The organism is Variovorax sp. Sphag1AA (genome assembly GCF_014192575.1).
Lineage (GTDB): Bacteria > Pseudomonadota > Gammaproteobacteria > Burkholderiales > Burkholderiaceae_C > Variovorax.
This window is the reverse complement of sequence record NZ_JACHYC010000001.1, coordinates 253,513-275,949: the sequence shown is the minus strand read 5'-3', so window position 1 is coordinate 275,949 and position 22,437 is coordinate 253,513. Positions and strand designations below refer to the sequence as shown.

Here is a 22,437-nt window from a genome sequence, read left to right as displayed (position 1 = left end):
TCACCGATTTTCAGAACTTTTGGGGGCGTAGATGGGGGCGCGGAGGCAGTTACGCCCCCAAACCTCGGAGTTACGCCCCCAAAACCGGCGCAGGAGTGCCCCCAATGCCCAAGACCGTCACCCCTCTGACCGCCCGTCAGTGTCAAGCAGCCAAACCGGGCAAGCTCTTCGACGGCGGTGGCCTGTATCTCGAAACCACGACGGGCGGGTCCCGGTTTTGGTACATGAAGTACCGCCATTCCGGCGTCGAGCGCCGTCATGGGATCGGCCCCTATCCGCAATGCGGGCTCGCTGAAGCACGTGCCGCTCGCGACAAGGCGAAGGCGCTGCTTCGTGACGGCATGGACCCGCAGCAACAGCGCGAGGTCGAGCGAGAGAGCGCTCGCACAGCGTCGGTGCAAACCTATGAGGCCATCGCGCGAGAACTGCACGAGCGCAACCCTCTCGGGTGGCAGGAGGCGCACCGCGAGAAATGGCTCGCGATGCAGACGCGACACCTCTTCCCTCGCATCGGCGGCATGCCGGTGGCGCAAATCACCGCGCCGATCTTGCTCGCGCCACTGACCGTGGTCGAGGCGCAGGGCAAGCACGAGACCGCGACCTCGCTGCGCCAGTACGCGAGCCAGACGTTGCGCTATGCCGTGCAAACCGGGCGGGCCGAGCGGGATGTTTCGGTCGACCTGCGCGGAGCCATCCGTGCGCCGATTCAAAAGAGCTACGGCGCTGTGACTGATGTCGAGCGCCTGCCCGAACTGATCCGCGCGATCCACGGCTACCACGGGCGCGCCATCACGCGGGAAGCGCTCTTGCTTTCCGCCCTGCTCTTCCAGCGGCCCGGGAATATTCGCGGGCTTCAATGGGCATGGATCAATTTCGACAAAGAGACGATCTCGATCCCGAGTCACGAAATGAAGCGGACCCTGCGCGCCAAGGTGCAAGGCAAGCCCCATGTGATTCCACTTTCGCCGCAGGCGATCGAGTGCCTACGTCGACTCGAAAACCTCACGGGCGGCGGCGTCTACGTCTTTCCGAGCGAGCGCACGGGCGAGCGCCCGATGAGCGATGGAACGGTGAACGCCGCGTTGCGACGCCTCGGCTACAGCAAGGACGAGATGACCGCGCACGGCTTCCGTGCGATGGCCCGCACGGTCCTGGCCGAGCATCACAACATTCCCGAAGCCGTGCTCGAAGAACTGCTCGGGCATGGCAAGGCCAATCCGCTGGGAAGCGCCTACGACAGAACGACGTGGACGAAGCAGCGTATCGAGGCCATGCGCGTTTGGGGCGCATACCTTGACCGCCTGCGCGAAGGCGGTCGGGTCGTTCCACTCAAACGTCGCAAGGCATGAGCAAGCCACCCGCCGAAGGACCGGCGGAGCCGAAATCCAAGCGGGCAACCTATGCGCCCGTGCCGTGGATCGACGAGCGGATTCCAGACACTATCGAGCACATGCTGCCGCCCGAAGTGGATGCATCCGACTTCACTCCATGGCTAAAGTCGCGGCTCGGCGAGTACCGTCATTGGTTGGAATTCGCGAAAGGCAATCCGAGCACGCTCGCCGACGAAATTGCTCATGTCGTGCGCAATCGCAAGGCTCTTGAAGATGCGCTTCCCGCACTCAACCGAGACGCCTACAGCGCCGACACGATGGCGGAACTCAGAATCCGCACAGCCGGCACGACAGCGCTCGACTTCGATGAGTGCCTCAAGCTCGGCACGATGGCGCTTGTGATCGCCATTCCGGCACTACGGAAGCGCGAAGAGACGCTTGGCACTCTCGATGCAAAGCGAGGGCGTCGCAAACAAGCACCCCGAGACAAACTGATGCTCGACGTATTCGAACGCCTTGGCGGGATGCCACGGCATCGCAAGCTCGTCGTTCAGATTCTCGAAGCCTGCGGCGTGCGCCCTCTGGTGACTGATCCAAAAGAGCTTCGCGAGCTTTTGCCCGCCTCGTCTCGAAAAAAGCAGGGTTAAGTTCCAAGGGGGAAAAAATGGCCCGCGTCGCAGGCCATTGTTCCCCCTTACGCAAAGCCGGGCAGCGCATTTCAATGCATGCCCATGATGCAAGCCGTAAACGCCCCCCGCAAATCTGGCACGGTGCAGCCCTCGCCCGGTGGCCCGCGCTTTCACAAGAGCGACCGCAAGCAGCCGCTTGCCTTGCTCGACATCGATGACGCCCTGCTGACGAGCGCCACGGTACAGGCGCTCACGGGCGACAGCGTCTCGACGCTTGATCGCAAGATCGCCGCCGGTGCTTTCCCGCCTCCGATTCGTCACGGCGAGCGTGATCGCCGCTGGGTTGCGTGGCAGGTGCGCGAGCACCTGCGCAAACAAGCCGAATCTCAGGGCGTAGTTCGCGCCCGTGCCAAGTCGCACGAAAAAGCGACTGCGCCCGCCTGACGAAACAAAACGCCGGTCGGCTTACCCGGTCCCGGCGTTTCCAAGTTCCACAAACCGGCGCGGGCTGAATCGCGCCAATCAAGGAGACCACCATGCAGAGCAGCAACCTCGATCGCCGCGATTATCTTCCGCAGCCGCCCGCGCGCAAGTCGCGGCGACTCGGCAAGAGGGAGCGAGTAGCAGAACGCGAGCGCCAAGCACGTTCTGCACTCCAACAACAACGCGAGGTGCGGCCATGATCGCCCCGCTCGAAAAGCTCTTGGCCCAAGCGCGGGAGGCCGACCGCGAATCGTCCATGCGCACCATGGAACGCGACATGTTGCAGGCGCGCAGACGCTGGGAAGCATTCTTCGAGGCCCATCCGTCGCGCGACTATCTCCTCGAAGAGATGAGCGAATTTCCCACCGATTGGGGCCTGCCCCACGTGCGGGTTGTGCAGCGGGACGGGTTCTGGGAACACCTGCCGTCGAGCCGCTTCGGCAATCTGGAACTGCTGACCGTTTACGCACGGCTGATGCCCTTCACGAAGGAGCGCATGGCGCGCGCGCTGGCTCTGTGCTGGCAGGCTGACTTCGAACTCGGGCCGGATGAGGATGCGGACGCCAATGCGCCGCCGTGGTGGTGGCGCCGCGTGCTTCGTGTGGTGGAAGAGACCGAGGCAGTGCAGCGCGCAGGCGGCCTGAAGCCGGGACAGTGATGTTCGATCGCTCTCGCCTGCCCGACCCGCTCGCCTACTACGAGTCGCAGGGACTGGACCTGACAGGCTGGGGCCGCTGGCGCACCACCCGATGCGAGTTCCATGGCGGCAGCGACAGCATGCGCATCAACATCGAACGCGGCGGCTTCTGCTGCATGAACTGCCAAGAAAAAGGCGGCGATGTGCTGGCCTACGACATGGCGATTCACGGAGGCACCTTTGTCGATGCAGCCAAGCGTCTCGGCGCATGGGTCGATGACCCGCGCGACGCCGACCAGGTGCGCCGCCGTCCCTTGCCTTTCAACCCGCGCGACGCGCTCGAAGTGCTCGCCGAAGACGCGTTCTTCATCGCTTATTGCGCGCTCTATGTGCATCACGGCGGCATGCTCACCGACGGGGATCGCGCCGCCTTGCTCGATTCAGCGGGCCGCGTCGACGGCATTGCGTGGAAGGTGAAACCATGAAAACGAGTCCGCGTGAACGTGTCGATGCGGGTCTCGCCGCCGCAGCTCTGTACAAGGCAAGGACGAATGCCGCGCCGATCACCGAGGCCGAAGCCGCAGCGACGAGCGGCAACGGGCACGACACGAGCGAGCGCGCCGTCGTGCTGGAGAACCAAGGCCGGCAAGCCCTCGAAAGCGTGACGCTCGATCTTCGCGAACTCGCCTCGCCCGAGCCGCCGCCCTTCGTCATTCCTGAGTGGTTGCCCGAGGGATGCGTGACGCTGCTCACCGCACACGGTGCGGGCGGCAAGTCGCAGCTCGCGCTCTACATTGCGATTTGCCTCGCCGCTGGCCGGGCGCTGTTCGATCAGCCTGCGGGCCGGCCGCGTCGCGTCGCCGTCTATTCGTGCGAGGACAGCGACCACGTGTTGCGCTGGCGGATCAGCAACTATTGCAAGGCGCTCGACATCGAGCCCGCCGCGCTCGCCGGCATGCTGCACATCATCAACGCGGGCGACCTGCAAGCGCCCGAGCTGTTCGTCGCGGGTACGGGTCGGGACTCGACGGGCGAGCCGGCTCCAAGCTACGGCACGCTGCGCGGCTACATGCACGCCGAGCGCATCGAGGTGCTGATCGTCGACAACGCATCCGACACGTTCGCAGCTTCGGAGATCGCCCGGCCCGTCGTGCGCGCGTTCTTTCGCGCACTGCAAAGACTGCTGCCCGACAAGGCGGGCGCGGTGCTCCTGCTCGGCCACGTCAACCGCAGCGCCAGCGCTGGCGGCATCGCGGGCCAGGACGGACAGAACTACTCGGGCTCGACCGCATGGCACAACTCGGCCCGCTCGCGATGGGAGCTGACCCGCGACAGGAAAGGCGGCGGCGGCAGCGGCAGCGGGGCCGATGATGACGACGAAGCGGGCACCGACGCGCCCTACATCCTCAAGCGCGTCAAGGGCAACTATGCGGCCGAGCAGCGCGCGGGAGTGTCTTTCCATTGGAACCATGTGCATCGCGTCATCCTGCCCGTCGAGCAGGCCGGGCCGCTCGTACAGGCGATCGAGCAGCGCAACATCGAGCACCAAGTGCTCGCCGCCTTCGCCGAAGCGCACGAGACCGGGCAGCGCATCTCGCCGGCCGTCACCGCCAACAACAACGCGGCGGCGATCTTCACGTCGATGGGCGTCGGGTTGCCGCGTCGATTGCGCAGCATGAAAGCGCTCGCGCCGGTGCTGCGCCGATTGCAGCAACGGGGCTTTCTCACCATCGAGCAGTACACCGACGACGGGCAGCGAAAGACGCGCCAGCAATGGACGCTCACCGAAAACGGCTTCGCGGAGGTTCGGAAGTGACGCGCAGCATTTGCGCCCGCATCGACGCTTTGCATGCGTTCCGTGACCCCGCATGCAGGCGCATCGACGGTGCGCGCGGATTGGCCGAAATCCACCGAAAACGGTGCGCCCGCTCGCATCCCCCTTATACCCCCTGCGCATGCGGGCGCACGCGCCTCGCTGGGGCTCGGTGCCTGCGCTTGCATGGGCTTGCGGCACGCCGAAATGCGGGCGCAATGCGGGCGCAATGCCCCGATGCGGGCGCAGTCGGTCACCCGTCGGCGCTGCCGAGAGGCCGAAATGGAACACTTGGAACACTTTGACTGTTTGCGACGTACGCGCGCGCACGCGATATACGTCCATAACGTTCAAAGTGTTCCAACCCTTCCAACTGGCGGCATGTCTCACACTGCGAGCGCTTAAAAAATGAGCATCGCCGCACTCGTCACCGGCAAGTTGATCGGTGCGCCCGAGCGTCGCACCGGCCCGAGCGGTCGCGCCTACGTCATGACCCGGCTTCGTGTTGACGACGAGCACGGGCTCGTCACGGTCTTCGCCTTCGGCTCGGCTGGCGATGTGCTCATGACGCTCGGCGCGGGTGCTACGGTCTCGGTCTCGGGTCGGCTGAAGGTCGGCACCTGGACGAAGGACGGCGAAGTGCTCCCGAGCCTGAGCGTCACCGTCGACGCGCTGCTGACCCTGCACGAACGCGCACACATCGACCGTGCCGTTCGCCGCGCTCGCGACGCATCGAAGCAGCGCGGGAACGTCGAGCGCAGCCATCGCGAGATCCGAGCCACGTGGCACGGCGATGGCGCGTAGTGTCACCAATCTTTCTTTTCTCTCGACTTTTGACACTACAAGAGGCAAGCAATGTTCGTCCGTTGCCGGGGCACGAGCTATCAGGTGATCGAGACCTATCGCGATGGCGGCAAGGTAAAGCAGCGCGTCATCGCAAACCTTGGAGAGTGCGCCACGGTGGCTGAAGCCAAAGCGGTATGGCCGCGCTACATCAGCCGGCTCGCCGCCGATCTGGCGAGCTGGGAGTGCTGCTTGCGGGAGGGATTGGAGAGAGAAGCGAAATGCCCAGGATGCAGGTATCGAATGCCTCTCGGCTATTGGAGGCAGGACGGGAAGCGCATCATTGAACGAGAGATTGCCCGGTGCCGCCGTCGCCTCGCGAACGAAGAGACGAACCTCAGGCGAATCATGGAGATCGGCGAGGCCGACGTTTGCACGTCGAGCCCCGAGCGCTCATCCTTGCGGGCATGAAGCTACTGCGCCCCTCCCTGCCGACACTGCGCTCGCCGCTGCGAAGGCTCGAACATCTACCCCCCGGGGTGGTGGTGCCTCGCCTTCGTGGCTCGAAGCTGCAACAGATGCGCCGCCGCCTCATCGTGCGTGACGGCTACCGGTGTCAGTGCGACATGTGCGAGGCAGGGGGTGCCCCTCGCCCGATCACCCTCGCAACGATGGAACTCGACCACATCGTGCAGGTTGCCGACGGCGGAACCAACGACCCTAGCAACCTGCGATGCCTGCACATCGAATGCCATGCTCGTGTGTCGGCGGCACAGCGCGCCCGCTCCGCGCTCGCGGGGGGCGAGGCCGCCCGACCGGGGGGCTAGGCGCGAGCTGGCGGCAATCGCTGCGAAACCGTGCATTGCCCACGCCGAGAGCAAAAAGGCTCTTTTCTGCCCGGCTCGCCGGCTTGAAACCGCGCCGCAGGGGGTCAAGAATGACCGCCACGACCGCCGCTGACCTGCCCTCGATCGAAAGGCACCCCCCATGACCGCACGCCGACAGCTCGATACCTCGAAGCCGACTCCCGCGATGGATTTCCTTCGCAGCGTGATCGCGGACCCGAAGGCCAAGCACGCGGACAAGATGCGCGCGGCCCTGGCCCTCGCGGCGACTGAGAAAGCCGCGATCACTCGCGAGCTTGAACCCGGTCCGCGCGAGCGCAAGAGGCGAGCCGCGAGCGCGAAGACCGGCACCGATTGGGATGCCTTGCTGACACCACCAAAGCGCGCACAGTGAGGCGCGCATTCAGCGCTTTTGAGAGGCCGCGCTGCTTCGAATCGCGCCACCCTCAAGAGAGCACACGAAGTTGACACGGGTCAAGGTGACTTGGAAGCCCAAGACTCTGCGTGTATCAGAACGGCCGTATTGCCCTTCTCGGCACCCCAGAACGGCGAATTCTGGCTCCAGTAATAGAAGTGGGCCATGCCGCTGCCGCCTTCCAGAGGCTTCTTACTTGATGTACCGCGCTTTGAATAAAGCACGATCAAGTCGCCTCTGCTCACCTTGACATCCGGGAACCAGTAGGCGTCCTTAGTGCCCGAGATCGGCCCCCCGTTGTCATTTGTCTTGGACCGCAAGACCACATAAGAGCCGATATTCACGTCCGCGAGAACGCGAATGATCAGCCGCTCCTTGTCGAGTACCCCGGCATCCGCGAAGTTTCTAAGTTCAAGCTGCATCGTCGTTCTTCCGCTTCGATAGGAGTACGCCACCAATCAGTACAACCGCGCCCAAGATCACCATGAAGGTCAACCCCCAGCTACCCCATGCCGAGGGTAGGAAACCTAGTAACGCAGACCCAACTGCCAAGCCTGCATCCTGCAAAACCTCCAGCGACTGGAGTCGCTTCAGGGAGGATCTCGCCTCGACCAGTTTTTCTCGGGTAGCGTAGTAGTCGAATTCCATTGACTCTGCTCGACGGACTCGTGACTCTGCCCTGTCTAGGCGGTCCAGAACCATCTTCTGCACACCGACTTCTTTGAGGTCCTCGAGCTGCAATGCGCGGTCAACCCCTGATAGAGCATCCTTGGCGGTTGAATCTCTGGAAGGGACAGGCGTGGCCCCGCTTTCATCTGGCGCAAGGTCGTCAGCATCGGTTAACTGCATGGCTGTTCGGGTTTGAGTTTGACTGAGTGTAGATCGCCGATCCAAAGGCCAAATCTAGAGTTCGCAGTCAACTCCCTTCAACGGGCATGTCGATTTGCACGCTGGTAGGAGGCCCACAGGCGCGCGAACGTCGTCGCCGCACCCGTTGCCTAGCCGCGCGCTGATCGCGTCGCCTGCGCCCGCCACGGGCCAGCCGTGAGCATTCCCGCGACCCGGCGAGCAGAATGATCGACATGCTTCACCCGCGCAATTCAAGCCGCCTTGTCGACGAGCATCTCGACCGCGAGCACGCGCTCGACCGGCTCGCCGAGGTCGATGCGCAACTGCGCCGCGCTCGCTGCGGTTTGCCCGGCAACGTGTTCCAGGTGGAAGCGCTGGAGGCGCGGCACACGCGCTTGCGCGCCCTCGTCGCGACGCTCGGGTCGAGCCGTTCCGGCTACGGGACAGGATCAAAGAAGCGTCCGTCCAAGTCGATGAATTGGTCAGCAACTCTCGGCAGTCGATCATTGAGGCCGCTTGATAGTGCCGCGACCATCACCGTCTTGCCGTAGCGTTGGCATTCCGTAATCAGCGGCTCGTAGTCGCCATCACCGGCAATCAAATAGACCGTATCGAGGTTGTCGTTGTACGCGTGACCGAGGCAGTCAATCGTCAACTGAATATCCACTCCCTTGCCAGCGCGCTGCCCCCGCACTTTTCGGAAAACCCTCGGGTATAGATTGTTGTTGAGTCGCAGAGTGAAGGACTGGCCCGGCGCAGCGTATTGCCCGAAGGTAAGTGAACGAATGGCGCGCTCGGTTGCGGCATAGTCCGGGTCACTCCCGGAAAAGTATGTGTAGTAGGTCGCGCGCTGTACCACATGCGCGCTCGGCCACACTGCTGCATGAGACCAAGCAAACACTTCTTTCTGATGTTTGACTTCGTGGGTTGGCGTTCTGCCCTTGCTGAGCATTTCCTCGTAACGCATCACCAGATTTTCCCCGTCGATGAAGACCATCATTCGACCGAGCGCGGGAAGGGGGAATTGATCCATGTGGGGTTGCCTTTGTTGACGAAGCAGCACGGGAGCCATGCTATCAAGAGGACCGCATCTCGCCCTCACACCCGCCCTGCTTGCATTTCCGCACCGACGACTTACTCTTGCCATTGATCGCGCGACGGTGGCACCGGTGCTCTTGCAGTAAATCCGGCTCGGTCTTTTCTCCATGAAAGGACTTGCCATGATGAGCATTCACCGGTCGCACGGGCGCAGCCCGCAGGCTGACGACGACGGTCAGACATCCCCCATCCCCTCCCTCGGTGCGCTGCTTCGTCAGAAGCTCGCGCAGGCCGAGCCGCAGGACGGCGAGCGCGATGCCGCCGACGAAGCCGCCGCCGCGATCCGCGCCGCCGCTGCTGATCCGCAAGGGGGGCGGCCGTGAGCGCCGTCCTGCTTTCCCCGCGCGAGGCGCTTCGCGACCCGCCCAACCACCGCGCGCATGCGCAAGCCCTCCCGCGTTCGAGCCCTTCGGCTGCCAGCACCGAGAGCGCGGTCCTGCGCTCGATCGGGCTCGCATGGGCCGCGGGTGCAGCGGGCAAGAGCATCCCCGCCATCGTGGCCGAGCGCCTGTCCGGCGACGATGATCCCGGCGCGGTTCGCTCGCTCCTGAGGGTCATCATGCGGGCGGCGCAACTGCCCGCGATGTCCGATGTCGAGCCATGGGCCGGAGCGCTCGCACTGCGCACGACCGTCGCCTCGCTGCTCGATCTGCTCGCACAGGAAGAGAGCGTGCTCGCGCAACTGCCCGTCACGCGCTATGCCTTCGAAGGGCGGGGCTTGATCCGGGTGCCGGTGCGCGCGTCGACATCGCCGAGCCTTGCCGCGACATTCCGGCGCGAGGGCGACCCGATCCGGGTCGGCGGCCTGACCTTGACGAACCTCGAACTCGCGCCGCTCGGGGTCGGCGTGCTCGCGACCACGACGAACGAGATGCTCGAAAGTGCCTTGCCCGACGAACTCGAAGGCATCGCGCGTGCGAGCGTGATCGCCGACAGCGCGCGCCTGATGGACGGCGTCTTTCTCGATGCGGTCCCCGCCGACGGCGTGCGTCCTGCCGGATTGCAGGCGGTGGGTGTCGTCACGCCGGGGACTGCCGACATCGCCGCCGACATGCGCGCGGCAGTCACGCGCCTGCATGATGCGGGCTTCGGAAGCTCCGCGACGCGATGGGTCGTGCATTCCGAGGTCGCCGCGTCGCTCGCCGAGCAGTCCGACGAGATGCGCCTGAACGGCACGATCTTGAAAATCGAGGTCGTGAGCGGACTTTCGGTGCCGCCCGACACGATCTTTCTGATTGACTGCCGCGCCCTAACCCTCGCGATGGAAGTGCCGCGCTTCGAGGCGAGCACCGAGGCTTCCCTCGTCGAGCAGGACGGCACGCCGTACACCAATGGCGTTACCGGCCCGGTCGGAACGCTCGATACGGGCGCGCCCGCGCGCTCGCTCTGGCAGTCGAATAGCAGCTCGCTGCGCGGGACGTGGCCGGTCAATTGGGGGCTCGCCGCTGCGGGCGCTGTGCAGGTGATCACGCCGCAGGAGGTCGGACCATGAACGGCTACTGCACCCGCGATCTCGGCGGGCTCGCCGTGACCCGCGACGGCGAGGATTTCCTCGTGCCACTGCCGGGCGGGGGTTCGCCTGTTCGCGTGAGCACCCGCCGCCCTGATCTCGCGCAGCTCGTGGCAAGGGGCATTCTCGTGCCCCGCTCGGTGCGCCAGCTCGCGACGCGCGGCGAACGCAAGAGCAGCGGCTTCAGCGCCGTCCAGGTGGAAACGCTCGCCGACCTGATCGGCGACGCCCTCGAAGGCCACGACCGCAAGCAGCACCAGCGCGGCCCGGCTGCACTGCCCGAGACCCCGGCGCTGATCGCGCAGGCTCGCGCCGCCGTCGCCAGTGCGCGCGCCGTGGCGGCTCGGGCACTCGGGCGAGCGGGCACCCTCGAAGCGAGCCTGTCATGAGCATGCGCGGCAGACCTCCCAGCTCGGTGCGCGAAAGCCTCGCGCTCGCCCGGCTGGTGAAATCGAACGACCTTGCCGGCGCTCGCAGCTTTGCCGTCGAGGTTCTACGCCGGCAGCGCGAGCGCGATGCCGAGCTGACGAAGGCCCGCGCCAGTCGCACCGACCCCGATCCCCGGCGTCGCTAAGATGAGACGACCTCGCCCCATGTTTTTTGGGGCCGAGAAAGGCTTTTTGGGGGCGTTGGTGGGGGCGTAAATCGCTGCTCGAATCAAAGGTTACAGGAGTGGCGCGCGCTGTAGCTCATCTTTCGATTCCCTTCGCCCGCTCCACATCACGGCGCCCCATCCGGCGGCTCCTCCACTCCCCTCCGCGACGCATCGCCAAGATGGTCCGCCAACATGCGTGCGGCCGGCGACAACGCTTCGATCGAGCGCACGGCCAGCACCAACTGACGGTGCGCCCAGGGTTCATCGAGCGACACGGTCCGGATCCCCAGCGATGACACATAGAGCCTCGCGCTCAGTCGGGGCAGCACGCCCACGCCCAGGCCCGCGGCGACCATCACCGCCATGGCGTCGTAGGCGCTGACCTGGATGCGGAGCCGAAGTGGCAGACCGGCCTCGTTCGCAGCCCGGTGCAGCATCGCGTTGACCGCACTGCCCGGATGCGCGCCGACGAATTCGTACGCGAGCGCCTCGCGAAACCGCACCCTCCGCCGGCGCGCCAGTGCATGGCCGCGCGGCACCAGCAGCACCAGTTCGTCGGCGCAGTAAGGCAGGAAGGTCAGCGAATCGCCGTAATCGCCGGCGTTGAGGATGCCGATGTCCGCGGTGCTGTCGGCCACGGCGCGTGCAATGGCGGTGCTGATGCGTTCCTGCAGATGGACCTGCACCATCGGGGCCGCTGCCATGAAGCTGCGCAGGTCGTCGGGCAGGAACTGCGTGATTGCCGAGATGTTCGCGAACACGCGTACATGCCCGCGCAGCCCGGTGCCGAAGCCGGCCATCTGCTCGGCGATGTCGTCGAGCCCATTGAGCACGTTGCGCGCAAGCCCGAGCAGTGCGTGCGCAGCGGGCGTGGATCGCGTACCGCGGTTGCTGCGCTCGAAAAGCCTCGTTGCCAACGCGCTCTCAAGCTCGCTCATCCGTTTGCTGGCCGCGGCCGGCGCGATGTGTTCGCGGTTCGCGGCTGCCGCGATGCTGCCCTCTTCCATGACGGCAACGAAAAGACGCAACGAGACGGGGTCGAGCTTCATGCACCGCATTACACACCTGCCCGCCGCCGCCATCGCATTTCGCGATGGCGGCGGGTCCAAGGGCGCTTTGCGGCACGGGCGAAGTGGCATTTCACCAATTTGTCATCTCTCAGGGGAATCCATAGGTAATACTGCAAACCTTGGTATTACTCTCTGATCACTTGACATAACAACAGCTGCAGCCGAAAGGTTGCAAGAAGGAAGAGGAGTGTCATGCTTCAATCCCCTGTGTCCTTGGGAGCTCGCCCGAGCGCGCCGCCCAATCTCATCGATCAGAACGACCGAGAGCCTTGGAAGAAGCTGAACGAGAGCGCCTTCGCTTTCAGGCACAACCTGCAGGGTCACCCGCTCTTCAGGATCGAGCATCTGGCCGATCTTTCGGAACATGTGTTCGACTATCCCGACTACCAGCGCTATTTTGCGTTCAGCGAAAGATCGCTTCCGAAGCCCGAGCTGAAACGCATCCTGCGCGAGAGCATCCTCAACATCGGCAACAACGGCCGGTGGCTGGCGCTGCATCACATCGACAAGGTGGTGCCGCAATACGGGCAATTGCTCGACCAGCTCTTCGCGGATATCGAGCGACTCATCGGCCAGCCGATCCGCTCGCAGATGACCTGGGGCAGCATGTCGATCTTCATGAACGCGCCAGCGCTCAGCGTGCCGTATCACTTCGATCATGAAACCAACTTCTCATGCAGATCGAAGGCGAAAAGAATGTACGGCTCTATCCGCCAGGGCTGCAGACGCTGACGATCGAGGAGATCGAGGACTTCTACCGCCACAACCCCCTGGCGGGCCGCTATCGCGACGACCTGGCCAGCAAGGGAACGGATTTCGCCCTGACGCCCGGCATGGCGCTTCATCATCCGCCGCTGGCCGCGCACAAGATTCAGAACGGCGACGCGGTGTCGGTCAGCATGTCGATCAACTACACGATGTCGGACATGGAAGATCGCGCACGCGTCCATCAGGCCAACTACTGCCTGCGCAAACTCGGGTTGAAGCCGCGCCCGATCGGTGAATCCGTCTTCTGGGACACCGCCAAGGTCAGGTTCATGCGTGGGCTGTCCAAACGAAATCCGCGGACATGGGACGAGTCCATGTACTCAGGCGTGGAGCGGCTCGGTGCGCCATTCCGGCTTGCGAAGGCCTTGAAGCAAAGGGCACGGGAGCTCGCACCATTCAAAGGCCTGAAATCGGACGCTGAAGCAGGACGCTAGCGCCCGACCGGGCACCCGGGGCTTCGGCCCCGCAGCCTGCCATCGCGTTTCGCGATGGCAGCCTCGCCAATGAACGCTTTGCAGCCCAGGCGCCCCTCCGCATCATCCGTGCACCCTCACGGACGATGCACATGCAAGCACCACACACCCAACCCGGCACCGCGACGATCCAGGGCGCGCTCAGCGGACTGCGCGTGATCGAAATGGGCCAGCTCATCGCCGGCCCGTTCTGCGGCAAGACGCTCGGCGAGTTCGGCGCGGACGTCATCAAGATCGAACCGCCTGCCGATCCGGCCCGCCCCGGTGCGAGCGGCGGCGATCCGCTTCGCAACTGGCGGATGCTGCAGGACGGCACCTCCGTCTGGTGGCAGGTGCAGTCTCGCAACAAGCGCTCGATCGCGCTCGACCTCCGCGCCGCCGAAGGCCAGGACATTGCGCGCCGGCTGATCGCCGAGGCCGATGTGCTGATCGAGAACTTCCGCCCCGGAACGCTCGAAGGCTGGGGCCTGGGCTGGGAAACGCTGCATGCGCTCAACCCGCGCCTGGTGATGCTGCGCATCTCGGGCTACGGCCAGACCGGCCCCTATCGCGACCTGCCCGGCTTCGGTGCGATCGGCGAGGCGATGGGCGGCCTGCGCCACCTGACCGGCGAACCCGGCCGCGTGCCGGTACGCACCGGCATTTCCATTGGCGACACGCTGGCCGCGCTGCACGGCACGATCGGCGTGCTGATGGCGCTCTATCACCGCGCGATGCACGGTGGGCCAGGGCAAGTCATCGACGTCGCACTGCACGAGGCGGTGTTCAACGTGATGGAAAGCCTCATCCCCGAATACAGCGCGTTCGGCGCGGTGCGCGAGGCGGCCGGCAGCGCCCTGCCCGGCATCGCGCCTTCGAACGCCTACCGCTGTGCCGACGGCTACGTGCTGATCGCGGGCAACGGCGACAGCATCTTCCGCCGCCTGATGGACGTGATCGGCCGCCCTGAACTCGGCAGCGCGCCCGATCTGCAGAGCAATGCGGGTCGCGCGGCACGCGTCGACGAACTCGATGCCGCGATCGGCGATTGGACACAGACGCGCACCATCTCCGACGTGCTCGCGTCGCTCGGCGAAGCGCGCGTTCCGGCCGGCCGCGTCTACACCGCCAAGGACATCCACGAAGACCCGCACTACCGCGCCCGCGACATGATCCTGCGCCAGACCACGCGCGACGGCCGAGAGATCGACGTGCCGGGGATCGTGCCCAAGCTGTCGCTCACGCCGGGCTCCGTGCGCAGCGCAGCGCCGCACCTGGGCGGCGACACCGACAGCGTTCTCGGTGAACTGGGACTGGCCTCCGGCGACATTGCGGCGCTGCGCGAGAAGGGAGCCGTCGCATGAGCACGCAAGATGTCTGGACCGGCGCGCGCCGCCGCATACACATGCAGGAAGTCGGCCCGCGCGACGGACTGCAGAACGAGGCCGCCTATGTCGCGACCGCCGACAAGATCGCACTGATCGATGCGCTCTCGGACGCAGGCCTCGCGAAGATCGAGGCGACCGCTTTCGTGTCGCCGCAGGCCATCCCTGCGCTGCGCGATGCGGAGATCGTGCTGCGCGAGATCCAGCGCAAGCCCGGCATCGTCTATACCTGCCTCGTCCCCAACGTTCGCGGCGCAGAGCGCGCGATCGACGCAAAGGCAGACGAACTCAACCTCGTGATGTCGTGCAGCGAAACGCACAACATCGCCAACCTGCGCATGACGCCCCTGCAGTCCTTCAACGCACTCAGCCAAGTCATGGCCCTTGCGCGGCAGGCCGAGGTGCCTGTGAACGTATCGCTGTCCTGCGTGTTCGGCTGCCCCATGGAAGGCGACGTCGATCCGCAGGTGGTGTTCGACTGGGCCTCGCGCTTTGCCGAAGCCGGCGCGCGCGGCATCACGCTGTGCGACACCACCGGCATGGCCTATCCGACGCAGGTGTCTGCGCTGGTGCGCGACTTTCGAAGCCGCTTCGGGTCGCTCGAAACCACCCTGCACTTCCACAACACGCGCGGCATGGGGCTCGCGAACGTGCTCGCTTCGATCGAAGCCGGCGCGGATCGCTTCGATGCTTCTCTGGGTGGCCTCGGCGGCTGCCCCTACGCGCCGGGCGCGAGCGGCAACGTCTGCACCGAGGAAATCGTGCACGCGCTCGAACTCATGGACTTCGACACCGGCTGCGACCTGAAAGCGCTGCTCGACGCGGCGCACCGCCTGCCCGCGCTGATCGGACACGACATTCCAAGTCAGATCGCCAAGGCCGGTCAGCGCCTCGATCTGCATCAGCCGCCGAAGGATTTCCAGATCTGGCGAGACCGCGCACTCGCACGCTGAACCCCGTTTTTTACACGCATACGAAACAAGGAGACATCCCATGACCTCGACAACCACCCAACGCTTCACGCGTCGCGCCATCACGACGGGCGCCCTCGGCGCGATGGCGCTCGTGCTCGCAGGCCCGCTGCACGCGCAGAACGCAGCCAGCGGCTACCCGAGCCACCCGATCATGCTGCTGGTGCCCACCGCCGCAGGCGGCACCACCGACATCGCGGCGCGCATGCTCGGCGTGGACCTCGGCACCGCGCTGGGCAAGACCGTCGTCGTCGACAACAAGGGCGGCGCCAACGGCGCGATCGCGGCGATGGCGGTCAAGCGTGCCGAGCCCGATGGCTATACGCTGCTGATGCAGTACTCGGGCTACCACGTCATTACACCGCTCGTCACAAAGCAGCCCATGCAATGGCAGGCGAGCGACCTCACGCCGGTCGCGAATGTGCTGTCGGCGCCGCAGATCGTGGTGATCCGCGCCGACCTGCCGATCAAGAACATGGCCGAACTCGTCGCCTACGCCAAGGCCCATCCGGGCAAGCTCAACTACGCCTCGTCGGGCAACGGCTCGTTGCAGCATGCGACCGGCGCGATGCTCGAACAGCAGGCCGGCATCAAGCTCACGCACGTGCCGTACAAAGGCACCGGGCCCGCGCTGCAGGACCTGCTCGGCGGCACCGTCGACCTGACCTTCGGCACCGCGCCGCCCTTCGTGCCGCACATCCAGTCGGGCAAGCTCCGCGTGCTCGCGACCACCGGCAAGACCCGTCTGCCGAGCCTGCCTGACGTGCCGACCACCGCCGAGGCCGGCCTGCCGAAGCTGGATGCGACTTCGTGGTTCGGCGTCTTCGCGCCGGCCAAGACGCCGAAGCCGATCATCGACAAACTGACCACCGAGATCGCGAAGGTGGTTGCCTCGCCCGCGTTCAAGCAGAAGGCGCTGGAGCAAGGCGCGGTGGCCGACTACATGCCACCGCAGCAGTTCGCGGACGCGGTCAAGGCGCAGACGGCACAGTGGGCCGAAGTGGTGAAGGCAACCGGCATCGAGGCCGACTGAGGCGCTAGGCCAGGAACGGCAGGACGACCAGCGCATCTGGGTCAAGCCCAGCGCGCTCGCAGATGTCGCCGGCCAACGCCATGTAGCGCTCGGCCTCCTCTCCCTTGTCCAGATCGAGGTGCAGCGTGGCGAGACCGTCGTAGCAAGGAAAGAGCAGCTGCGGCTCGCCCGACTTCTCGGCCAGCACCAGCGCTTCCTTGTAGTAGCGCAGCGCGCGCAGCGGATCGCCATGGCACTGGTAGATCTGCGCCAGCACGACGAGCGAGACCGCCAGGTGATCGAGCTGCCCGGTGCTCCGGTCGATGCGGATCGCGTCGTGCGCCGCGACCATGCCGCGCTCGTCGCAGCGGTTGGTCAATGTGCAGTAGGCAACCGCAAGGTTGGCCGACAAGCGCGACTGCAGGCCCAGGTCACCGATGCGGTGGGCGGTCTGCAAGCCGCGCTCGCAGGCATCGATGGCGCGCTGTGGATCGCTGGAGCTGTAGAGCACGCCAAGGTTCGACAGCGCCCGGCATTCCACCTGCGGCAGATCGGCGGCACGCGCCACGTCGATGCTCTGCTCCAGCCGCTCGACGGCCTCGTCGAGCCGGTCCAGCCGCGCCAGCGCGACGCCCTGGAAGTTGAGCGCCAGCGCGACTGCCGCGCGGCTCCCGTGAAGTCCCGCCGGCTCGTCGCTCGACGCGTCGAGGCCCCGGACATGCGCGAGTGCGCGCTGCGTCCACGCCAGCGCATCGTGACTGTCGCCGCTGCGGAACGCCAGCTCGCCCCGCTTCTGGAAGAGCCACGCCAGCTCGGGGTGCGGCGCCGCTTCGTTCATGAGTGCCAGCCCGGCCTCCAGGCATTGGCGAGCTTCGTCGCGCAGGCCGACTTCCCAGCGCAAGGCGGCGATCTTGCGCAGCACGCGTGCCTGTGCAATGCGGTCGCCGGTGCGCGCATGTCCCTCGCGCACAGCTTCGAGATGCGCCGTCGCATCCGCGATCCGTCCGGCTGGCGCAAGCACATCGGCGAGGCGCTCGCGGATCTGTAGAGGTTGTCCGGCATCCGCACTACCGGCCTGTTCAAGCGTCTCCAGCGCGAATTCGTAGTGGCGGATGGCATCGGCGTTCGCATAGCTGTTGCGCGCCCAGTCGCCCGCCGCGACGAGATAGTGCACCGCACGCGACTTGTCCGCGCCGAGGCGGAAGTGATGCGCCAGCGCCTGCAGTTCCTCCAGGTTCCGGGGCGCGCCGCCGCACAGGCGCTCCAGCCCTTCGCCGATGCGGGTGTGCAGTTCGGTGCGGCGGCTCATGAGCAGCGTCTCGTAGGCCACCTCCTGGAACAGGCCGTGCCGGAAGCGGAATTGGCGGTCCTGCAAGGCAGGCGCACTGATCGAAGGCGCGGCCAATGACAGCAGGCCGGCTTCAACGAGCGAATCGAGCGCATCGGTCAATGCCCGTGCGCGGGCGGTCGCGACATCACGAAGCAGTGCCTCGGTGAAGACAGGGCCGATCACGGCCGCTTCGCGCAGCGTCTGACGCACAGGCACCGCCAGGCGGTCGATGCGGCCCAGCAGCAGGCCATGGATCGTCAGCGGCACGTGCTCGGCCGAAGCGCCCTGGCTGTAGATCCAGGTGCCCGCCTGCTGGCGCAGCACGCCGTCGGCGATCAATGCGCGCACCATCTCTTCGATGAAAAGCGGATTGCCGCCCGCGTGCTCGACGATGCGCATGCGCAGTTCATCCGGCAGCGTGCGGCGCGAACTGCCGAACAGGCCATCGAGCAAGGTTGCGCTGCATGAGCGCGAAAGCGGCTCCAGCGCGATCCGCGTATGGGCCGCGGCCCCGCCGGCCAGCACGCCCACTTCCGGCACCGGCCGGTGCGTCACCAGCAGCATGAAGGGCTTGCCGCCCAACTGGTCGAGCAGATAGCGCAGCACGTCGAGCGATGCTGCATCGGCCCAGTGAAGGTCTTCGACGATCATCATCACCGGCTCGCGCTGGAGTCGGCGCTGGATGACCGAGAGCACCGCGGAAAGGATCTGCCGCTTCAGTTGTTCCGGGTCGAGATAGCGCGTGCGCGAATCGTCGCCTTCCAGGCCCAGCACGTAGCCGAGGTAGGACGCGACCTGTTCGCACAACTGCGCGTCAACGCCAAGGTCCGCGAGTGCGGCGGCGATCTTGCGCTGTGCTTCGCCCACCTCTTGCCGCTCCGAGAGGCCATAGGCATCGCGCAGCAGCGCTGCCGGCACGCCGTAGGTCCGCTCGCCGAGCGAAGAGCAGGCGGCGTTGCGCACCGCTACGCCATCGAGCCTGCCGTAGGCGCGCAGTTGCGCCATGAACTCCGCCACGAGCCGGCTCTTGCCGGTGCCCGCCTCGGCGACGACGCTGACAAGCTGGCACTGCCCGGCCCGCATCGCCTCGAAGGCACAGACCAGCGCGTCGAGGTCCGCGTCCCGGCCGACGAGCGGTGTCGCGAGGCCATGCGCCTGCAATCCGCGCGCGGCCAGCGGTGTCGTGAGCGCCGTACCGAGGCGGTATGCGATGACCGGCTGGCTCTTGCCCTTGAGCGGCAGCGGCGGCATCTCCTCGAAGCCGAAGGCGTGCTGCGTGAGCAACCAGGTCGAGCGGCTTACGAACGTCTCGCCCGCGCCCGCTGCAGACTGAAGGCGAGCCGCCGCGTTCACGGTGTCGCCGGTCACGGCATAGGTGGCAGTGGGAGTGGAACCGATGCGCCCAGCCACCACAGGCCCCGTGTTGATGCCGATGTGCAAGGCCAAAGGTCGGCCGATACGCGCCTGCCAGCGTGCGCTCAGCGCGGCGATCCGCTCGTGCATCAGCAGTGCCGCACTCACCGCGCGCACCGGGTCTTCGTCATGCGCGACCGGTGCGCCGAACACCGCCATCACCGCATCGCCGACATATTTCTCGACGAAGCCGTCGAGCCGCTGGATGCTCGAAGACATCTCCGCGAAGAGCTCTGTCTGCAGCGCTCGCACGACTTCGGGGTCCAGCGATTCGCTCAGCGAGGTGAAGCCCGACAGATCGGCAAACATGACCGTGACCGGGCGGCGGTCCGATTCGGGCTCGGGAGCCGCCACCTCGAGACGCTGTCCGCACTTCGGACAGAAGGCGAACGTGGCGTCGGCTTCGAACCCGCATGCTGCACAAGGCATCCGGTGATTCTCCCCTAGCCTTGCTCACTTCGTATGCTCTGCGGGGGCGGCCTACAATCCGCGCCTATGCGCTTTCCCGCCCCGCTCCACGCCAATCTGCACGCCGCCGCGACGCTCGCCGGCATGGCGGGAACGCGCCAGCCGGCCGCACCCTCCTCCGCCCGGCGATCTCCACTTCCCCCTCTTTAGCGCAACCATCGATCGCCGGGCTCCTGCCCCGCGCGACAGCGGCCGCCATCTTCAAAGCGGCCGCATTCGACTGGAGAGTTTTTTCATGACCGCAACCATTCACGGCGAGCGCGTGCTCACCGAACTCGATCACGTCCGCCTCAGCAAGCTGCAGGACGCCAGGTCGCATCCGGCGCTCGAGTCGCTGCTCGACTTTGCCGAAGTGATGCGCTCGCGCGAAGTGCCGGCCGATATCGTGACCATGAATTCGAAGATCACGCTCGTGGACACGCGCACCGGCCAGCGCGACCAGATGACGCTTTGCTATCCGCCGGAAGCCGATCCTGCGAAGGGCTTTCTCTCGGTGCTCTCGCCGGTCGGCATGGGGCTGATCGGGCTTCGCCTCGGCGCTGTGGCGCACTGGAAGACGCCCGGCGGCGACGAGCGCAGCGCGCGGGTGGAGGAGATCCTCTACCAGCCGGAAGCCAGCGGCGAATACACCCTCTGAGCGGACCGATCGGACATGGGCACCAACACGCCCCGCAAGACGCACCTCGACGATCGCACGCTGGAGCCCTATCCGCTGCGGCAGTCGTTGTCAGTCAATGAGCAGAAGCTCGCCTCGCTGCGCGACAACGCGGCGACCGAATGGATTTCCAAGCCGGACCACTACCTGCTTGTGGATGACGGCGAGCAACTCACCCTCTGCGCCGCGAACGAGCAGGCGCTGGAGGAAGCCACGCCCCTAGTCGCCGCCGCACTTGGCGCTTCGGCGCGGTTTGGCACGCCACGCGCACATTGCGCCGTTCGCACGCACGACGGCGCTCGTCTGCAACCTGTGATGTTCGTCCGCGTGCAAGTGTCCCGCGCCCAAGCCGCACACGTGCGAGAGGAACTGGCGCGCCGCGGCGCCAGGCTGGTCGAGGAAGATCCGCAGGGTGACCGGTTGGTCCTGCGGGCAGAGGCGCCGCTCGCAGCGCTGATCGGCTACCGGAAATTCCTCGGGGACACCACGAACGCGCGCTTCGAACTCTGGAGCTGGCTCGCGCGCTACGAGACCGCCGAGACCTGAGCAGCCTCGGCCCGTTGCGGCGGCGGCGCCGCGGGGAGCGGAGGGAGGCCGCCCTCGAGATAGCGCACGAGCAGATCCCGCACCACCGCCTCGGGATGGCTCTCGAGCCGCGACACGAACTGTTCGCCGACACAACGCCCCTGGAAGCGGATATAGACGCGGGGGAAATAGGTCAGTGCCTCCGCGGCATCCCGAAGGCATTCCACGAAGGAGGTGAGGCCCCGATCCTCGTAGCAGGGCTCCGGAACCGGCGCGCCGGTCTGCCGTGTGGCGCGCACCGTGTACGTGTAGGAGCGTTCGCCGAGCTTGCGAATTTCTAGAACTGGCTGCATCGCGGACTCCTCTTCTGACCGCACAGGGCGGGCGGACGCCAAATCGGCGGGGGTCGTAGTTTACGTTCCGATGCACTCCTGACAACTGACTACGACTTCCGGCTAGTGCGCCGGCGCCACTCAGTCGTCGAGCCCCGGCAGCAGTTCCTGCAGTTCGTCATCGAAGCCCGCGACCGGCTGCGCCTTGGCCAGTGCCATCCAGATCGCGAACGGCAGACGCGGCAAGGCGCGGTGGACGGCCGAGCGGGCCACCACCAACCGGTCGCCCTGCGCGACCATCACGCCGCATTCCGCCGGGATCTCGTCCGGCTCGCCGATCGGCCGCCCGCGAGCGTCGCAGCCGAGCACGTACCAGCACTCCCCGCCCAGATCGAGATAGGCGGCGCGCTTGTCGGGCTTGCGCAGATCGCTGAGAAGGTCGGCGCGATTGACCTTGACCTCATGGACGACCGGCTGCGCATAGGCCTCCACGCTGGTGTTGCGTATCGAGAAGACATCCGGCCGCGCGATGCACCAGCGCGGCTTGTCACCCTCGGCAGCCGGTGGGAGTTGCGCTCGCAGGGTGAGCCCGCGCCAGGCGACGCGGCCCGCGCGCGTCATCTCGCGCGCGACATGCTCCACCAGCGCTTCGTGACGCGACATGACGGCGCGGTTCACGACCAGCGACGACGCGATGTGCACGATGCCGGCGTCCGTGACGCGCAACGTCTCGTGGCCGTGCGCGGAGCGGATGCGCTCCAGCAGCCCCGCGGCGAGCAAGTCCACCTCGATCGAATCGCAGCAGGGCCAGCCGGCGGAGCGATAGACCTCGCGCAACCGCCGCGCATGCAGCCGCCCGAGCGCGATCGCACCGGGCGGCGGATCGGCCACCGGAGGCGACTTGCCCGGCTCGACCAGCGGCGGGTCCACGGCTGGCGGATCGACAACCGGGGTCGGCGGATGCGTCGCGGGTGGCGTCGGCGGCACGGGAATATCGGGCGCGGGCGGCGGCGGGCCGATCGGCGCACCCACGACACCGTCCTGCATGGCAAAAGCGTTCATCGCGCA

General features: G+C 66.2%; 30 protein-coding genes. 22 read left to right on the top strand and 8 right to left on the bottom strand.

Translation table 11 applies throughout. From position 1 onward, the window contains the following. Positions 1-104 precede the first annotated feature (104 nt). From FHW64_RS01445 to FHW64_RS01395, 11 genes are all read left to right on the top strand, one after another. A complete protein-coding gene (locus tag FHW64_RS01445; RefSeq protein ID WP_184522390.1) occupies positions 105-1,349 on the top strand; it encodes a phage integrase central domain-containing protein in 1,245 nt (414 codons plus the stop codon). After that, on the top strand, positions 1,346-1,978 hold the full coding sequence (locus FHW64_RS01440) for a hypothetical protein (RefSeq protein WP_184522388.1): 633 nt from the start codon (positions 1,346-1,348) through the stop codon (positions 1,976-1,978). The genes FHW64_RS01445 and FHW64_RS01440 overlap by 4 nt, the downstream gene beginning before the upstream one ends. A gap of 78 nt (positions 1,979-2,056) precedes the next feature. Beyond that, on the top strand, positions 2,057-2,404 hold the full coding sequence (locus tag FHW64_RS01435; RefSeq protein WP_184522386.1) for an AlpA family transcriptional regulator: 348 nt from the start codon (positions 2,057-2,059) through the stop codon (positions 2,402-2,404). Between the two features lie 92 nt (positions 2,405-2,496). Next, positions 2,497-2,643, top strand: a complete 147-nt coding sequence (locus FHW64_RS01430; protein WP_184522384.1) for a hypothetical protein — start codon at positions 2,497-2,499, stop codon at positions 2,641-2,643. Continuing rightward, entirely contained in the window at positions 2,640-3,101 is a 462-nt protein-coding gene (locus tag FHW64_RS01425) for a hypothetical protein (RefSeq protein ID WP_184522382.1), read from the top strand. The genes FHW64_RS01430 and FHW64_RS01425 overlap by 4 nt, the downstream gene beginning before the upstream one ends. Further along, positions 3,101-3,565, top strand: a complete 465-nt coding sequence (locus FHW64_RS01420) for a CHC2 zinc finger domain-containing protein (RefSeq protein WP_221210178.1) — start codon at positions 3,101-3,103, stop codon at positions 3,563-3,565. The genes FHW64_RS01425 and FHW64_RS01420 overlap by 1 nt, the downstream gene beginning before the upstream one ends. Continuing rightward, positions 3,562-4,896, top strand: coding sequence for an AAA family ATPase (locus FHW64_RS01415; protein WP_184522378.1), 1,335 nt, complete (start codon positions 3,562-3,564; stop codon positions 4,894-4,896). The genes FHW64_RS01420 and FHW64_RS01415 overlap by 4 nt, the downstream gene beginning before the upstream one ends. A gap of 405 nt (positions 4,897-5,301) precedes the next feature. Then, positions 5,302-5,697, top strand: coding sequence for a single-stranded DNA-binding protein (locus tag FHW64_RS01410; RefSeq protein WP_184522376.1), 396 nt, complete (start codon positions 5,302-5,304; stop codon positions 5,695-5,697). Between the two features lie 84 nt (positions 5,698-5,781). Then, complete coding sequence (locus tag FHW64_RS01405) at positions 5,782-6,147, top strand: hypothetical protein (RefSeq protein WP_184522375.1); 366 nt, start codon at positions 5,782-5,784, stop codon at positions 6,145-6,147. Positions 6,148-6,254: 107 nt separating this feature from the next. Further along, entirely contained in the window at positions 6,255-6,503 is a 249-nt protein-coding gene (locus FHW64_RS01400) for an HNH endonuclease (protein ID WP_184522373.1), read from the top strand. Between the two features lie 160 nt (positions 6,504-6,663). Beyond that, a complete protein-coding gene (locus FHW64_RS01395) occupies positions 6,664-6,915 on the top strand; it encodes a hypothetical protein (RefSeq protein WP_184522371.1) in 252 nt (83 codons plus the stop codon). 80 nt (positions 6,916-6,995) lie between these two features. On the opposite strand, the gene FHW64_RS01390 is transcribed toward FHW64_RS01395, so the two are convergent. The 4 genes from FHW64_RS01390 to FHW64_RS01375 form a co-directional block, all read right to left on the bottom strand. After that, a complete protein-coding gene (locus FHW64_RS01390) occupies positions 6,996-7,358 on the bottom strand; it encodes a hypothetical protein (protein WP_184522369.1) in 363 nt (120 codons plus the stop codon). Beyond that, entirely contained in the window at positions 7,348-7,785 is a 438-nt protein-coding gene (locus FHW64_RS01385; RefSeq protein ID WP_184522367.1) for a hypothetical protein, read from the bottom strand. Before FHW64_RS01385 ends, FHW64_RS01390 begins: the two co-directional genes overlap by 11 nt. 251 nt (positions 7,786-8,036) lie before the next feature. After that, positions 8,037-8,174: a hypothetical protein gene (locus FHW64_RS01380; RefSeq protein ID WP_184522365.1), complete on the bottom strand. Its 138-nt coding sequence runs from the start codon at positions 8,172-8,174 to the stop codon at positions 8,037-8,039. A 47-nt stretch (positions 8,175-8,221) separates the two neighbouring features. After that, the gene (locus FHW64_RS01375; RefSeq protein WP_184522363.1) at positions 8,222-8,818 is read right to left on the bottom strand and encodes an NYN domain-containing protein; all 597 of its coding nucleotides are present in this window, start codon (positions 8,816-8,818) and stop codon (positions 8,222-8,224) included. 187 nt (positions 8,819-9,005) lie between these two features. Here FHW64_RS01375 and FHW64_RS01370 point away from each other — a divergent pair, with 187 nt between their 5' ends. The 4 genes from FHW64_RS01370 to FHW64_RS01355 are packed head-to-tail and all read left to right on the top strand — an operon-like array spanning position 9,006 to position 10,967. Further along, complete coding sequence (locus FHW64_RS01370) at positions 9,006-9,206, top strand: hypothetical protein (RefSeq protein ID WP_184522361.1); 201 nt, start codon at positions 9,006-9,008, stop codon at positions 9,204-9,206. Beyond that, positions 9,203-10,375, top strand: a complete 1,173-nt coding sequence (locus FHW64_RS01365; protein WP_184522360.1) for a hypothetical protein — start codon at positions 9,203-9,205, stop codon at positions 10,373-10,375. Before FHW64_RS01370 ends, FHW64_RS01365 begins: the two co-directional genes overlap by 4 nt. Beyond that, a complete protein-coding gene (locus FHW64_RS01360) occupies positions 10,372-10,782 on the top strand; it encodes a hypothetical protein (protein WP_184522358.1) in 411 nt (136 codons plus the stop codon). Before FHW64_RS01365 ends, FHW64_RS01360 begins: the two co-directional genes overlap by 4 nt. After that, on the top strand, positions 10,779-10,967 hold the full coding sequence (locus FHW64_RS01355) for a hypothetical protein (protein ID WP_184522356.1): 189 nt from the start codon (positions 10,779-10,781) through the stop codon (positions 10,965-10,967). Before FHW64_RS01360 ends, FHW64_RS01355 begins: the two co-directional genes overlap by 4 nt. Positions 10,968-11,113: 146 nt before the next feature. Here FHW64_RS01355 and FHW64_RS01350 read toward each other — a convergent pair whose 3' ends face one another. After that, positions 11,114-12,037, bottom strand: coding sequence for a LysR family transcriptional regulator (locus FHW64_RS01350; protein WP_184522354.1), 924 nt, complete (start codon positions 12,035-12,037; stop codon positions 11,114-11,116). 213 nt (positions 12,038-12,250) lie between these two features. On the opposite strand from FHW64_RS01350, the gene FHW64_RS01345 reads away from it, so the two are divergent. The 5 genes from FHW64_RS01345 (at position 12,251) to FHW64_RS01325 (ending at position 16,667) form a co-directional block, all read left to right on the top strand. Beyond that, a complete protein-coding gene (locus tag FHW64_RS01345; protein WP_184522352.1) occupies positions 12,251-12,790 on the top strand; it encodes a hypothetical protein in 540 nt (179 codons plus the stop codon). Continuing rightward, positions 12,733-13,260, top strand: a complete 528-nt coding sequence (locus tag FHW64_RS01340; RefSeq protein ID WP_184522350.1) for a hypothetical protein — start codon at positions 12,733-12,735, stop codon at positions 13,258-13,260. The genes FHW64_RS01345 and FHW64_RS01340 overlap by 58 nt, the downstream gene beginning before the upstream one ends. Positions 13,261-13,391: 131 nt before the next feature. Next, positions 13,392-14,642, top strand: a complete 1,251-nt coding sequence (locus tag FHW64_RS01335; protein ID WP_260303599.1) for a CaiB/BaiF CoA-transferase family protein — start codon at positions 13,392-13,394, stop codon at positions 14,640-14,642. Further along, the gene (locus tag FHW64_RS01330; protein ID WP_184522346.1) at positions 14,639-15,616 is read left to right on the top strand and encodes a hydroxymethylglutaryl-CoA lyase; all 978 of its coding nucleotides are present in this window, start codon (positions 14,639-14,641) and stop codon (positions 15,614-15,616) included. Before FHW64_RS01335 ends, FHW64_RS01330 begins: the two co-directional genes overlap by 4 nt. Positions 15,617-15,656: 40 nt before the next feature. Next, complete coding sequence (locus FHW64_RS01325; RefSeq protein WP_184522344.1) at positions 15,657-16,667, top strand: tripartite tricarboxylate transporter substrate binding protein; 1,011 nt, start codon at positions 15,657-15,659, stop codon at positions 16,665-16,667. Between the two features lie 4 nt (positions 16,668-16,671). Here the strand turns inward: FHW64_RS01325 and FHW64_RS01320 are convergent, their stop codons facing one another. After that, entirely contained in the window at positions 16,672-19,818 is a 3,147-nt protein-coding gene (locus FHW64_RS01320) for an adenylate/guanylate cyclase domain-containing protein (RefSeq protein WP_184522342.1), read from the bottom strand. Positions 19,819-20,092: 274 nt separating this feature from the next. Between FHW64_RS01320 and FHW64_RS01315 the strand changes: the two genes are divergently transcribed. Further along, positions 20,093-20,494, top strand: coding sequence for a GreA/GreB family elongation factor (locus tag FHW64_RS01315; RefSeq protein ID WP_184522340.1), 402 nt, complete (start codon positions 20,093-20,095; stop codon positions 20,492-20,494). A 15-nt stretch (positions 20,495-20,509) separates the two neighbouring features. Continuing rightward, entirely contained in the window at positions 20,510-21,058 is a 549-nt protein-coding gene (locus tag FHW64_RS01310) for a hypothetical protein (protein WP_184522338.1), read from the top strand. Here FHW64_RS01310 and FHW64_RS01305 read toward each other — a convergent pair. Beyond that, positions 21,037-21,390: a hypothetical protein gene (locus FHW64_RS01305; protein WP_184522337.1), complete on the bottom strand. Its 354-nt coding sequence runs from the start codon at positions 21,388-21,390 to the stop codon at positions 21,037-21,039. The two genes, FHW64_RS01310 and FHW64_RS01305, sit on opposite strands and share 22 nt — an antisense overlap. Before the next feature lie 120 nt (positions 21,391-21,510). Next, positions 21,511-22,431, bottom strand: a complete 921-nt coding sequence (locus tag FHW64_RS01300; RefSeq protein ID WP_184522335.1) for a hypothetical protein — start codon at positions 22,429-22,431, stop codon at positions 21,511-21,513. Positions 22,432-22,437: the final 6 nt, after the last annotated feature.